This is a genomic window from Mesorhizobium sp. WSM4983, from assembly GCF_029625765.1.
GTDB lineage: Bacteria > Pseudomonadota > Alphaproteobacteria > Rhizobiales > Rhizobiaceae > Mesorhizobium.
On sequence record NZ_JARTVM010000002.1, the window covers coordinates 433,771 to 446,501 of the forward strand.

The following is a 12,731-nucleotide window of genomic DNA, read 5'->3' on the forward strand; positions in this document are numbered from 1 at the left end:
CTCTGGCCGAAACAGTGCAAATTGGGACCTCACCGATCCAGCTCCGGAAAATACGGATCGGAAAACCGCTGCCGCAGCCGTTCGCCAAGCAGGCAGTCGGTCGGCGCCTCCGCGTCGACGCGGATGCTTCCGGCGTCGCCGATCCCGCTCACCTCCTGGATCAGCTTGCGGCGGATAGCCGTCGAGAATTCCGACGCCGCATAGATCGGCAACACGAACGAACCGGGGCCGCCGGTGACGCAATCGGCATAGTAACGGTCGAGACGAATGACGCTCGGCGACGGACTGATCAGGATCGGCAGGCCGTTGACCACGATGCCTTTGGCCAAAGCCGCATCACGGATCATCGCGACGGGCAGCCCGGCATTGTTGGGCCCGTCCCCCGATATGTCGATGACCCGGCGCGGCGCCGAGTAGCTGTTTTTCTCCAGAAGTCCGGCGCCGAATCCGAGAGCGCCTGAAATCGACGTGCCGCGAAAGCTCCGGAACGGACGACCCGCGATGGTGTCGGCGAAGGCGTTGGCGCTGTCCGCGCCGTCGATCACTTGCCAGCCGATCACGCCGTCGTCGCGCACGACGCCCGCCCATTCGAAATAGGCGAGCGCGATGCGGCCCCTCGGGCCCGAGCGCGCGGCGCTGATGAAGTCGGGATGGCGCAGCGCCTCGACATAGCCGGCGCGCTGCAGGGCGAACTCTTCTTCGTCCATCGATTGCGAGATGTCGACGGCCAGCACGAGTTCCACATCGACGGCAGTGCCTCCGATCGCAGGCATTGGCGCTGCCTCGGCGCAGGCAAGGCATGCAAGCAGGCTGAACAGCTTGAGCATGGCAGGCTCCACCACGCCGGGATTCTTCCCGGCGATCGCGGCGAAATAAAGCTATTTCTTGGCGCGCGCGGCAACAGGCGGGGGTTCGATCGCCCCGGCGCGGAGACGGGCCGGCTTCAGCGCCGATCCGCTGCTGTCCTTGACGATGGTGAGCGCGCGCGGGAGGAACTGGTTGTTGTGCAGACCGCGCCCGATATTGAGGATAGCGGCGTGCGGCAGTCTGGCCTGCAGCATCGCCAGCACGCGCCGAAGCGTGGCGCCGTCGAACGTATCCAGCGCTTCGTCGATGATCACCCATTTCGGCTTCCTCAGCGCCAGCCGGGCGAAGGCGAGTAGCCGCTGCTCATCGTCGGCCAGCTCATGCTCCCAGCGCGCCGAGCGGTCGAGCTGGAACGAGAGGCGCTCGAGGCCGACTTCACCGAGCACGGCGGAAATCTCGTCGTCGTCGATCTTGGTGCCTTCGGCATGGTTGAGCACGTCGCGCAGCGTGCCGAGCGGGAAATAGGGGGTGCGCGGCACGAAGAACGGTGTCTCTCCGGCCGGCATGCCAATGCGGCCGCCGCCCCATGGCCAGAGGCCGGCGATCGCGCGGAAGAACAGCGTCTTGCCGGCGCGCGGATCGCCGGTGATCATGACGCGCTCGCCGGCCTTTATCTCGACCTCCGTCTCCGCAAGCCTGGTGCAGCCGTCGGGCGAGGCGACTTCGAGCTTGTCGAATGTCAGTGTGCCATTTGCGTTTTCGCCGAACGCGATGCGCTTTTCCTTGGCATGCAGGATGTCCGTTTCGCCGAGCGCGATGCGAAAGTCGGCAACGCGCATCAGCGTTGCCCGCCAATCGGCGATGGCGCCGATGTTGTTGATGAACCAGCGTAGCGAGGAATTCACCTGGTTGAAGGCGCCGACGGCCATCATCAAACCGCCGAAGCTGATGTCGCCCGCGAAATAGACCGGTGCGGCGACCAGAATCGGCGCCACCACGGTGATCCAGCCATAGGCGTCGGTAACCCAGGACAGGTTGATCTGGGCGCTGTAGATGCGCCGCATGGCGTCGAGCACGCCGCCGAGGTCGAGCTCGAGCTGCCGCCTGGCGTCCGCCTCGCCATGGGCGAGCGCGATGGCGTCGACATTCTCGTTGACGCGGACCACGGAGGAGCGCAGCACGGCCTCGCGCGTGTAGCGATCGCTGTTGAAGCGGATCAGCGGCCGGCCTACCAGCCAGCTCAGCCAGGAGGCGATGCCGGCATAAAGGATCGCCGCCCAGACCATGTAGCCCGGTATTTCCAGCGAATGGCCGCCGACATGGAAGACGAAGCCGGAAGAGAGCTCCCACAGCACGCCGATGAAGGATACAAGCAGGATGAAGGATTGCAGCAGGCCGACGCCGAGATCGGTCGACAGGTCGGAGAGATGCCCCGCGTCCTGCTGCATGCGCTGATCGGGATTGACGCCGATCGCACCCGCATGGGTGAGCCGGAACGCACGCGCCGGCCGCATCCATTCATCGATCAGGTCGAGCGTCAGCGCCTCGCGCAACTTCAGCCGGATCGTCTGGTTGAGCCAGGTCTGGCCGACATTGAGCACCAGGAGGCTGCCGGCAATTGCGGCAAATACCATCAGCTGATGCAGGAAGCCCGGCAGGTCGCGCCGCGCCAGGGCATCATAGAAAGGCTGGTTCCAGCGATTGAGCAGCACTTGCCCGATCGAGGTCGCGACGATGACGCCGACAATGCCGATCGAGGCCCACAGGAGCCGCCTGCGCACCGGCGATGCCTTCAGCGCCAGCCTGATCGCCGCCAGCTGGTCTGAGAGGCGGCTCGTCTCGACTGAGAACGCGGCCTGTTCGATACTGGGCGTGTGGTCCATATGCGAGATCCCTGCTGCCAGGAACGGTCATTGGCGGCGATGCCGCACCCCGAACCCGCCTCTGAGATAGGGTGACGATTGCCGTATGACGCAAGGCTTGGCCCCGATCACGAACGCGTCATCCGCCCGCCCGCGGCACCGGGTCGTCGGCCCGACGTCCGAGCGTCGTTGCGCCCTGCGGCGAGAACACCGGCACGAAGACGCGGCGCGACGCGCGCTGCGCGACAGGCACGCCCTGGTAGAGCCGCTTCTGTGCCTCGACGACGATGACCCCGGAAAAGATCGGCCAGAGCCGCCGGCCGGCGCGCTCCAGCACGTTGTGGAACTGCATCATGGAGCGCCGCGGCGATGGCGGGAAGAACAGCGCATCCGACCATGCGGCCGGCGTGAAATTGGCCTCGCGCAGCAATTCGGTGAGCTGGCCGCGCGAGAACGGCCGGCCGTTGCCGAAGGGCGTGTGCTCGAAACGCGCCCAGACGCCGCGCCGGTTGGGCACGACGATGACGACCCTGCCCGCCGGCGACAGCACGCGCCAGATCTCGTTCAGCGTCTCGCGCGGATTTTCGACATGTTCGAGCGAGTGGACGAGCAGCATGCGGTCGATGCAGGAATCGACCAGCGGCAGCTCCTCGTCGAAGACCAGCGCCGTCGCCGTCGGCCCCGTCGCCGGCCAGACCACCGCCCCTTGCGTCGCCGGCATGAAGGCAAAGACGCGCTCGGCATCGGCGCCGAACCGCTCCAGCCACGGCAGCGTGTAGCCGAGACCGACCAGGCGCTCGTTCGGAACGGGCGCCCATATCGACGACAGCGACATGGTGATCGCGCGCTCGGCGAGGCGCCCGAGCGTGGTCGAATAGAAGGACCGGAGATCGACGATATCGGAATGCATGCGCCGGACGGTAGCCGCGATATCCGGCGAGTTCAACAAAGGCGGATGACATCGGCGGCCGGGCGCCCTATGTCTGCGGCCATAAGGGAGAGCGACGTGATGCCGGTCGAAATCGAACAGTTCATGTGCCGCACCGACAATTTCGGCGTTCTGGTGCATGACCCCAGGAGCGGGCAGACGGCGATCATCGATGCCCCGGAAGAAGCGCCGATCCTGGCTGCGATCAAGCGCACCGGCTGGACCCCGACGATGATCCTGACCACGCATCATCATGGCGACCATGTCGAGGCCAATCTGGCCCTGAAGGAGCGCTTCAAGCTCACCATCGTCGGACCGGAAGCGGAACAGGCGAAGATCCCCGGCATCGACGAGACGGTCAGCCAGGGTTCCGTCATCCGCCTCGGCGAGGAAAAGATCGAGGTCATCGAGACGCCCGGCCATACCGCCGGCCATGTCTCTTACCATTTGCCGGCCTCGAAAGTGGCCTTCACCGCCGACACGCTGTTTGCGCTGGGCTGCGGTCGGCTCTTCGAGTGCAAGCCGCCGGTTATGCACGATTCGCTGAAGAAACTTGCCGCCCTTCCGGCCGAGACCGTCATCTATTGCGGCCACGAATACACATTGGCCAACGCGCGCTTCGCCCTGACCGTCGACCCCAGCAATTCAGCATTGAAAGAGCGCGCCGCCAGGATCGAGAAGCTGCGCGCCGACAATAAGCCGACCCTGCCGACGACGATCGGCGAGGAACTGTCGACCAATCCGTTCCTGCGCTGGCACGACCCGGCGATCCGCAGACATCTCGGCATGGAGAGGGCGAGCGATACGGACGTGTTCGCCGAGATCCGCAAGCGCAAGGATAACTTCTGAGCGCTCCTTTATGACCAGCGCCGCCGAAATCATCGCCGCGCTCGGCCTCGAGCCGCACCCCGAGGGCGGCTGGTATGCCGAGACGTTTCGCGACGCGGAGGGTGGCACGCGCGGCCATTCGACCGCGATCTATTTCCTTTTGGAGCAAGGCCAGCGTTCGGCCTGGCACCGGGTCAAGGACGCGGCCGAGGTCTGGCATTTCTATGCCGGCGCGCCGCTGGCTCTCTCCACGCACGAAGAAGGCTCCGGCACCGTCGTCGAACATCTATTGGGCGCGGCACTTTCCGCCGGCGAGCGGCCGCAGATCGTGGTCCCGGCCGGCTGTTGGCAGTCGGCGCGCAGCCTCGGCGGATGGACGCTGGTCGGCTGCACGGTGGCACCGGGCTTCGATTTCGCAGCCTTCGAGCTGGCCGAGCCGGACTGGCAGCCGAAAACAGCCTAGGCCAGCAGGAAACCAAGCGTGATCGCCAACTGGGCCGCATAATAGAGCACCCAGACCGCGTAGCGCATCCAGACGCGATGCGGCGAGCTCGCGGCCAGCAGGAAGCGCTCTGCCGCCAGCAGCCCGTCCGATATGATGAACAGCACGGCTCCGGCGATGACCCAGGGATGAAAGGTCGTGAGCGCCGAAACACCCATGGCGAGGATCGCCCCGGCATAGACGGCGACCGGAACGCGCAGGGCGGCTCCGACGCGCCGCCAAAGCGCGGCGAGCATCGTGATAACGAAAACCGCCAGCGCCAGCGCAATGGCGCCGCGCCAGGACTCGGCGGTGAGCAGGCCGATTCCGCCACCGGCGTTCAGGAACAAGGCGACATAGGCGACATGTGCGGCAAGAAAGCTCGCCAGCCCTGCAAGAAAGGCTTTTTCACCGTCTTGGGAGAGGAACGCGTCGCCGGCGGCGCTGAGCGCCAGCGCTGCGACGAGCAGCGGCGGACTGCCCTGCATGACGGCGAGCGCCGCCAACAAGGCCACGGCCAGCGTCTTGGCGGCGGAACGGGCGAGGCGTGGCGGCAGCTCGAGCGCAAGGACGTAAATCGCGGCGGCGGCGATCGAGAACAAAAGCGTCGCATTGGGATTGGCGTCGATGCCGCCCGGAAACGGCATCATGCGCGCGCTCCGCCGGTCGCCGGCTTGCGCAGCCCCGAGGCTTTGGTGAGCAGTGCAAACAGCGCCCACAGGGCGTCCGCCGAGAAACCGATCAGTGTTGCGCGCCCCATGCCCCATCCCCGGCGGCGCGCCGTGGCGCCTAACTATTCGGCTGCTTCGAACCGTCTTGCGCTGATGGTCAGCGGGCCGATCTGGGTCCCGACCGTGGCGCGGATCGGCGCATATACGCCGGATTGGCCGACGGGTGCAAATGTCACCATCATGCGGCTTTTGTTCTTCAGGAAGTCCAGCGCCTTGCGGCCCTTGCGATAGCCCGCCACCGGCTCGAAGCCCATCTTGCAGGTCACGGTGTCGCCCTTGTAGCCCGGCACCGAGATCGAGCCTTTCGAGGCATAGGTCAGCGACAGGTTGGCGCGCATCTCGCCATCGTAGAATTTGATGGTCCGCCCGCAGACCTTGTCCAGGCTGTCGGCATGGACGACGGTCGCGGCCATCGGATCGACCACCGATTTCAGGTCGCCGGAGCCGACCGGCACCCAATTCTTGGGATCGCGCTTGCCGGGCTCCGGAACGACCTTCGTCGAGGAGACGTCGCCATCGGCGAAGCGTATGTCGACCACCGATGCCTTCTTGCCGGAAGTATAGTCGGCCCGGAAGGCCCGCGGCCGCATCTGCTGGCCCGAAATCGTACCCTTCGACGAGATCGTGCCTTTCGTATCGTCGAACAGCTTGGCGATGCCGGCGGCCGAGACGGTGCCATTGATGGCATAGGTGTCGCCGTCGTAACGGCTGGAAAACGTCGCCCTGGCGACCGAAAGGCCCAGGAACGACACGGTGTATTCGCCCTTGAAGGACTGCGGCGAGGCAGCAGCGAAGGCGGTTGTAGGCACAGCGACGGCGAGCAGCGCGGCAAGGGCTTGGGATGGGCGAAGCATGGCGGCGGCAGGTCCTTGATACTGGCGGAAACGCAACGGTTCCAGCCTGGCAATCCCTTCGCGCAGGGCTTATACGACGAATTCCGGCCTTTATATGGAGCGAGCTTGGCCGCCGCGTAGGTGCCGGAGCTTGACGTAGTGGCGAAATGCAACTATGGAACGCCAACTTTTCCAAAGGCCGCCTGACCGAGACCGCGCGCCGCCTGGCGCGGGCAGAATGGTTTGGCAGGTTTAGAACTGAAGGTTAGACAAGATGTCCCGCACCTGCGAGCTCACTGCCAAGGCAGTCCAGACCGGCCACAATGTGAGCCATGCCAACAACAAGACCAAGCGTCGCTTCCTGCCCAACCTGGTCAATGTGACGCTGATTTCCGAAGCGCTGAACCAGAACGTTCGCCTGCGCATTTCGGCCAACGCGCTGCGTTCGGTCGAGCATCGCGGCGGCCTCGACGCGTTCCTGGCCAAGGCCGACGCCAAGGAGCTGTCGCAGCGCGCTCGCCTGCTGAAGAAGCAGATCGCGAAAAAGCTCGCCGAGCAGTCGGCCGCCTAAAGCTCTCTTTTCAGGCGGGGGACGACCGCCTCGAGCACCGGCTCCAAACTGGTGCTCGGACAGTGAGCGCCGTCATGACGCTCGGCTGGTTCCATTACCCAGGATAAAAAAATGAACTTCCTTTCACGATACCTGCCTTTCGTGGCCGCCATGGCGCTTGTCGTCGTGGCGTCCAACATCCTTGTCCAGTTCCCGATGCAGGGCCAGATCGGCGGCCTGTCGCTGGCCGACCTGCTCACCTGGGGCGCCTTCACCTATCCTTTCTCCTTCCTGGTCACCGATCTTGCCAATCGTCGCTACGGCCCCGCTGTGGCGCGCAAAGTGGTCTTCGTCGGCTTCATGACGGCGGTCGTCTGCTCGATCCTCGTTCCGCCCTTCCTGTTCCGCCACGGTCTGATCGCGTTCGAGACCGCCGCTGACCGGCTGGTGCGAATCGCGGCCGCGTCCGGCGCCGCCTTCGTCGCCGCACAACTGCTCGACGTGACCGTGTTCAATCGTCTGCGCCGGCAAAGCTGGTGGCGCGCGCCGATCGTCCACGCTGGTCGGCTCTGTCTTCGACACGGTGGTGTTCTTCGGCGTCGGCTTCTCCGCCGCCTTCGCCTTTGTCGGGCCGAACGACGGCCTCGCGCTGGAGACGGCACCGCTGATGGGCGTGCTGCCTGTCGAAACCATGCGCTGGGTGTCCTGGGCGCTGGGCGATCTCTCGGTCAAGCTGATCATCGCGGTGGTGGCGCTGATCCCCTACCGGCTGCTTGCCGCCCGCTGGAGCCAGCCGGCCATCGCCTGACCCTTGAAGCGGCCCTTCGCGGCTTTACGCTTTGTTACGGCCATTGGTGCAGGATCGCCAAAACGATCCAGGACATTGCCATCAACATGACCATCCAGGGCACCGGTTGGAAACATGACCTTCTGCTTGCGCTCTGCGCGACGCTGCTCGTGCTGGGGATCAATGCGATCTCCGGCTTCCCAACGATCGCGGACCTTGGCGCCGACAATGACAGCATGCTGAGGCTGGTCGAAGTTCGCGACCTCTTGGCTGGACAGGGCTGGTTCGATCTTCATCAATACAGGATGGGCCTGACCGGCGGCTTCGTCATGCATTGGTCGCGGCTGGTCGACACCCCGATCGCGCTGATCATCTTCACCTTCCAGGCCCTAGGCGCCAGCACGGCTGCCGCTGAAAAGGCAGCGCAGATCATCTGGCCGCTTTCCCTATATGGGCTCACCATATTCGTCATCCTGCGCGCTTCCCGGCGTTTCGCCGGTACGGACGTGGCGATGCCTGCGCTGGTGCTGTCCACTGCGGCGCTGTTCTTTATCGGCATTTTCCACCCTGGCACCCTTGACCACCACAACGTCCAGCTCCTGCTCACGGCAGCCAGTCTCTGGCTTATGACGGAGGCTCCCTTCCGGCGGTCAGCCGCTCTTCTGTCCGGCCTGTGTGCAGGCCTCACCCTTGCCGTCGGCATGGAGACGGCGCCTTATGTGGCCACACTTGGCGCCTGCGCCGCCGTGCTCTTCATCTTCGATGAAAGCGAGCGCCAGACCGTGCGCGGCTTCGGCATCGGATTTGCCGCGATAGCTTTGGTGGTTCTCGTTGCCACCATACCGCCGTCGGCCTGGGGCGTGGCCGAGTGCGACGCCTTCTCGGCTTTCCAATTCGTCATCGCGGCGCTGTCGGGCTTTGGACTCGCGGCGATTGCGGGTCTACCCGGACAGTCGACGGCTAAGAGGCGGTTCCTCTCAATGTCCGCGTTGGCCGTTGCAATTGCGGCCGTTGCGCTCCTGTTCTTCCCGCAATGCCTGGCATCGCCCTATGCCGGCATGGATGAGCGCATTCGCACCTATTGGCTGAACGACGTCGTTGAGGCGCAGCCCTTCCTCAGCGTAGCCGTCAACGAGCCGAAGCTGATGGCGGCGCGTTATGTGACGCCCTTCATCGCAATCCTGTTGATTGGCCTTCAGCTGCGCAGCCGCCGCCTGCGCCGCGAGGAAGCCCTTACCGCCGTGCTGCTGATCGTCGCTTTCGCCGTCAGCCTATGGCAGGTGCGCGGCTCGACCTTCTCGGTTGCCTTCGCGGTGCTGCCGCTCTCGACCTGGATCGCCGGGGTTCGCCTGCAGGCAAGCGCCGCGCAGCCGTGGCGCGTCTCCACCCGCATCGCGGCGGCATGGCTGGTGTCGCTCAATGCGACCTGGGCCGGCGTCGCCGTCGCCGCGCAGTCCGTGGTCCAAAAGGCACCCGCAAAGATCAATTCCGATGCCGATCATGCGCTGACCTGCGGCAAGGCCTCGGACTTCAGCGACCTGGCCGGCATGCCGGCAACGACGGTGCTTGCGTCCTCCAATCTCGGCTCCCCCATCTTGATGTTTACCGGCCATAGGGCGTTGGCCGGCCCCTATCATCGCAATGTCGGCGGCAATCTCGCCATGCTCGACGCCTTCATGGGAACGCCGGATGCCGCCCGCGCCATCATTGAGCGCGAGCATGTCGGGCTGGTCGCCATATGCCGCGGCAATTCGGAAGAGCTTTCGCTCGCCGCCCAAGCTCCCAAGGGCCTGGCCGCGAGGCTGCTGAAGCGGGACGTTCCCGATTGGCTGGAACTGGACAGGGCGACGGCGAGCAAGCCGGTCGAGATCTATAAAGTCCGCTGAGGGCGGGCAACTTCGGGACAAATGCGCAGCGGTTTTCCGTCCCGAATTGAACGAAACCAAGCACCGCTCAATCCTGGTGCAGGATGAATTCCAGGTAGAGGTTCCGCTGCAGGATCGATTGATTGTCGTCCGACACCAGCGACACCATCAGCGCGCCGTCGTCGCGGGTCCAGACGTCGAGCCCTTCCATATTGTCGATCTGGTAACCCATATCGGCGTCGATCAGCACCGGGCCGTCGGCGACCGCGCCCTTCTCGATGCTCTCGCCATAGATACGCCTCAGCCGCATCTTCACCCCGCGCGCCATCGAGAAGCTGCGTTCGAGCAGAAGCAGGTCGCCATCGGGCAGGAAGGCGCCGTCAGTGATGTCGAAATTGCCGTTGCGCTTGACGGTGAAGACGCCCTTCCTCGGTCCCTCGATGATGGCGGCATAGATGTTGCCGGCCTTGTCGAGGCTCTTTTCCGACACCACGACCAGGCCGCCCTCGTGCTGGCCGTAAGGGTTGGCGTGTGTGACCGTCTCGAAGCCGCGGTTCTGGCGCAGCTCCCGCGCCGGGACCAGATAGTCGAGCGTCTTGAACGGCGCCTTCATATTGTCCGGCTCGACCTTGAACTGGACGACGCGCTGGTCGCGCTCGAAACCGACGGTGGCGATACCGTCCTTGACCGCGAGGCCTTCGGCGTCGACCTCCCACTTCTTCTCGATCGGCTGGCCCGAGGCGTCGACCATCTGCTGCATGCGGAAATTCGACACGCCCGAGGGGCGCTTGTCGGCATCGTGGGTGATGGTGCCGAAGAACCACAAGCCGGTATCGGTGACGCCGATGAAATCGCTGCCTGATTTGAGGAAGCGGAAAGCCGAAAGTGCGCCGAAATCGCGTGACGGCGAGGTCATCTCCAGCCCGCCGACGAACTCGAGCGACCCGAACTGTTTCCGGTCGCGGCCGATATGGAACTCGGTGATCGGCCGCGCTGAAACTTCGATCGTCTCGACCGCAGCGCCTCCCTCGGCGAAGACCGGAGAGGCGGCCGAACAGACCAGCGCGCAAACAAAAGCCGTCCGCCGGAATCCGCCCCGCGAAAGGATCATCCGGCGCGCCTCAAGCCACCGCGCCGCGTGTCGCGCGCGCTCTCCTCGCCGAACAGCGATGCCAATTGCTCCGTCATGGCGCCGGCCAGCTCTTCGGCATCGACGATGGTGACGGCGCGGCGATAGTAGCGCGTGACATCGTGGCCGATGCCGATGGCTAGAAGCTCCACCGGCGAGCGCGTCTCGATGAGATCGATCACCGCGCGCAAATGGCGCTCCAGATAGTTGCCGGGGTTGACCGAGAGCGTGGAATCGTCGACCGGCGCGCCGTCCGAGATCATCATCAGGATCTTGCGCTGTTCCGGCCGGCCGATCAGCCGGTTGTGCGCCCAAAGCAGCGCCTCGCCGTCGATGTTTTCCTTGAGCAGGCCCTCGCGCATCATCAGGCCGAGATTGCGGCGCGCGCGCCGCCACGGATGGTCGGCGGACTTGTAGATGATGTGGCGCAGATCGTTGAGCCGGCCCGGATTCGGCGGCTTGCCGTCCTTCAGCCACTTCTCGCGTGCCTGCCCACCTTTCCACGCGCGTGTGGTGAAGCCGAGGATTTCCACCGAAACCCCGCAGCGCTCCAGGGTGCGCGCCAGGATGTCGGCGCAAGTCGCGGCAACCGTGATCGGCCGCCCGCGCATCGAGCCCGAATTGTCGAGCACCAGCGACACCACCGTGTCGCGGAACTTGGTGTCGCGCTCCTGCTTGAAGGACAGCGGCTGCATCGGATCGATAACGACGCGCACCAGCCTGGATGGATCGAGATAACCCTCCTCCAGATCGAAATCCCAGGAGCGGTTCTGCTGCGCCATCAGCCGCCGCTGCAGCCGGTTTGCCAGGCGGCCGACGACGCCGGAGAGATTGGCGAGCTGCTTGTCGAGGAAGGCGCGCAGCCGGTCGAGCTCCTCTTCCTCGCAAAGGTCCTCGGCCCCGACCGTCTCGTCGAAGGCGGTGGTGAAGACCTTGTAGTCGATTTCCTTAGGCAGGTTGAGGAAGGGATTGTCGTTGCGGCGCGCCTCGCCTGGCGTCTCGGCGTCGGAATCATCCTCGTCCGAAAGGTCGTCCGATGTGGCGTCGGTCGCCTCCGTTTCGGCCGACTCTTCCTCGTCGGCGGAAGCCTCCGCGTCCTCGGACTGCGACTGTTCGGAGCCGGAATCGTCCTCGCCGCCTTCCTCGCTCTGCTCCTCGCCCTGCTGCTCGTTTTCCTCGTTGTCCTCCGAGTCTTCCGTCTCCTGGTCGTCGCCGAGTTCCTCGGCCATCTCCATGGAGACGAGCATGTCGCGCACGATGCGGGCGAAGGCTTGCTGGTCATCGAGCCTGGACGACAGGCCGTCGAGGTCGCTGCTGGCCTTTTCCTCGACCCAGGGCCGCCACAGATCGACCAGTCGCTCGCCGCTCTTCGGCACGGTGCGGCCGGTAAGCTTTTCGCGCACCATCAGCGCCACCGCCTCCTCGAGCGGGGCGTCGGCCTTGTCCTTGACGTCGACGAGGTTTGCCCTGGCGTATTTGTCCTCGAGCATCGAGCCGATATTGTCGGCCACGCCCTGCATGGCGCGGCTGCCGATCGCCTCGACGCGGGCCTGCTCGACGGCATCGAAAATAGCCCGCGCGAGCTTGCCTTCCGGCGCCAGCTTGCTGTGGATACGCTGATCGTGGCAGGCGCGCTTCAGCGCCATGGAATCGCCGATGCCGCGGGTGATCGCGATGTCGGTGCGGGAGGCCTTCTTCGGCAGCTCGGGCAGCCTGGCGCGGTTGCCGGCCAGCGCCGGCCGGTCCTTGGCGAAGCCGACCTCGAGATCCTTGTCGCCGGCGACGGCGCGCATGCAGACGGTGACGGCGCGCTTGAAGCTGTCCGCTTCAGACCCGTTCTTCGGCTTGTTGCGCGTGTTGTCGCCCGGACCCGCCATCGATCATTCCCTGCGCGTTGTGGTCCGAAAGGCCAAGCCTTCCGGCACGCGCC

The 12,731-nt window shown here is 65.2% G+C and carries 11 protein-coding genes and 1 pseudogene; 5 read left to right on the plus strand and 7 right to left on the minus strand.

Features of this window, described 5'->3' with window-relative positions:
• Window positions 1-29: 29 nt before the first annotated feature.
• The 3 genes from P9254_RS09355 to P9254_RS09365 all read right to left on the minus strand — a co-directional run bounded on the left by P9254_RS09355 (window position 30) and on the right by P9254_RS09365 (window position 3,579).
• Complete coding sequence (locus P9254_RS09355; protein WP_127247127.1) at window positions 30-827, minus strand: DUF1194 domain-containing protein; 798 nt, start codon at window positions 825-827, stop codon at window positions 30-32.
• A gap of 51 nt (window positions 828-878) precedes the next feature.
• Window positions 879-2,690, minus strand: a complete 1,812-nt coding sequence (locus P9254_RS09360; protein ID WP_278053299.1) for an ABC transporter ATP-binding protein/permease — start codon at window positions 2,688-2,690, stop codon at window positions 879-881.
• A 118-nt stretch (window positions 2,691-2,808) separates the two neighbouring features.
• The gene (locus tag P9254_RS09365) at window positions 2,809-3,579 is read right to left on the minus strand and encodes a class I SAM-dependent methyltransferase (RefSeq protein WP_095824183.1); all 771 of its coding nucleotides are present in this window, start codon (window positions 3,577-3,579) and stop codon (window positions 2,809-2,811) included.
• A 99-nt stretch (window positions 3,580-3,678) separates the two neighbouring features.
• Here P9254_RS09365 and gloB point away from each other — a divergent pair, with 99 nt between their 5' ends.
• Both gloB and P9254_RS09375 read left to right on the plus strand, forming a co-directional pair.
• Window positions 3,679-4,446: a hydroxyacylglutathione hydrolase gene (gene gloB, locus P9254_RS09370; protein WP_095824182.1), complete on the plus strand. Its 768-nt coding sequence runs from the start codon at window positions 3,679-3,681 to the stop codon at window positions 4,444-4,446.
• Between the two features lie 10 nt (window positions 4,447-4,456).
• Window positions 4,457-4,888, plus strand: a complete 432-nt coding sequence (locus P9254_RS09375; RefSeq protein ID WP_095823994.1) for a cupin domain-containing protein — start codon at window positions 4,457-4,459, stop codon at window positions 4,886-4,888.
• Here P9254_RS09375 and P9254_RS09380 read toward each other — a convergent pair.
• Together P9254_RS09380 and P9254_RS09385 are read right to left on the minus strand one after the other, a co-directional pair.
• Entirely contained in the window at window positions 4,885-5,556 is a 672-nt protein-coding gene (locus P9254_RS09380) for a lysoplasmalogenase (protein ID WP_095799884.1), read from the minus strand. The two genes, P9254_RS09375 and P9254_RS09380, sit on opposite strands and share 4 nt — an antisense overlap.
• A 143-nt stretch (window positions 5,557-5,699) precedes the next feature.
• Window positions 5,700-6,491 carry a DUF3108 domain-containing protein gene (locus tag P9254_RS09385; protein ID WP_127247131.1) on the minus strand — a complete coding sequence of 264 codons (792 nt, stop codon included), beginning with the start codon at window positions 6,489-6,491 and terminating at the stop codon, window positions 5,700-5,702.
• A 253-nt stretch (window positions 6,492-6,744) separates the two neighbouring features.
• Here P9254_RS09385 and rpmB point away from each other — a divergent pair, with 253 nt between their 5' ends.
• The 3 genes and pseudogenes from rpmB (at window position 6,745) to P9254_RS09400 (ending at window position 9,693) form a co-directional block, all read left to right on the plus strand.
• Window positions 6,745-7,041, plus strand: coding sequence for a 50S ribosomal protein L28 (gene rpmB / locus P9254_RS09390; protein ID WP_278053305.1), 297 nt, complete (start codon window positions 6,745-6,747; stop codon window positions 7,039-7,041).
• Between the two features lie 111 nt (window positions 7,042-7,152).
• Window positions 7,153-7,828, plus strand: a pseudogene (locus tag P9254_RS09395) (queuosine precursor transporter).
• 86 nt (window positions 7,829-7,914) lie between these two features.
• Window positions 7,915-9,693 (plus strand): GtrA family protein, encoded by a 1,779-nt coding sequence (locus tag P9254_RS09400; protein WP_278053307.1) that lies wholly within the window; start codon window positions 7,915-7,917, stop codon window positions 9,691-9,693.
• A 67-nt stretch (window positions 9,694-9,760) separates the two neighbouring features.
• Here P9254_RS09400 and P9254_RS09405 read toward each other — a convergent pair whose 3' ends face one another.
• Both P9254_RS09405 and cobT read right to left on the minus strand, forming a co-directional pair.
• Window positions 9,761-10,783 (minus strand): esterase-like activity of phytase family protein, encoded by a 1,023-nt coding sequence (locus tag P9254_RS09405; RefSeq protein ID WP_278053309.1) that lies wholly within the window; start codon window positions 10,781-10,783, stop codon window positions 9,761-9,763.
• On the minus strand, window positions 10,780-12,678 hold the full coding sequence (gene cobT / locus P9254_RS09410) for a cobaltochelatase subunit CobT (RefSeq protein ID WP_278053310.1): 1,899 nt from the start codon (window positions 12,676-12,678) through the stop codon (window positions 10,780-10,782). The genes P9254_RS09405 and cobT overlap by 4 nt, the downstream gene beginning before the upstream one ends.
• Window positions 12,679-12,731: the final 53 nt, after the last annotated feature.

Coding starts and splice junctions, on each gene's coding strand:
- gloB (WP_095824182.1), top strand. CDS start 3,679: ATGCCGGTCGAAATCGAACAGTTCATGTGCCGCACCGACAATTTCGGC.
- P9254_RS09400 (WP_278053307.1), top strand. CDS start 7,915: ATGACCATCCAGGGCACCGGTTGGAAACATGACCTTCTGCTTGCGCTC.
- P9254_RS09405 (WP_278053309.1), bottom strand. CDS start 10,783: ATGATCCTTTCGCGGGGCGGATTCCGGCGGACGGCTTTTGTTTGCGCG.
- P9254_RS09355 (WP_127247127.1), bottom strand. CDS start 827: ATGCTCAAGCTGTTCAGCCTGCTTGCATGCCTTGCCTGCGCCGAGGCA.
- P9254_RS09385 (WP_127247131.1), bottom strand. CDS start 6,491: ATGCTTCGCCCATCCCAAGCCCTTGCCGCGCTGCTCGCCGTCGCTGTG.
- cobT (WP_278053310.1), bottom strand. CDS start 12,678: ATGGCGGGTCCGGGCGACAACACGCGCAACAAGCCGAAGAACGGGTCT.
- rpmB (WP_278053305.1), top strand. CDS start 6,745: ATGTCCCGCACCTGCGAGCTCACTGCCAAGGCAGTCCAGACCGGCCAC.
- P9254_RS09365 (WP_095824183.1), bottom strand. CDS start 3,579: ATGCATTCCGATATCGTCGATCTCCGGTCCTTCTATTCGACCACGCTC.
- P9254_RS09360 (WP_278053299.1), bottom strand. CDS start 2,690: ATGGACCACACGCCCAGTATCGAACAGGCCGCGTTCTCAGTCGAGACG.
- P9254_RS09380 (WP_095799884.1), bottom strand. CDS start 5,556: ATGATGCCGTTTCCGGGCGGCATCGACGCCAATCCCAATGCGACGCTT.
- P9254_RS09375 (WP_095823994.1), top strand. CDS start 4,457: ATGACCAGCGCCGCCGAAATCATCGCCGCGCTCGGCCTCGAGCCGCAC.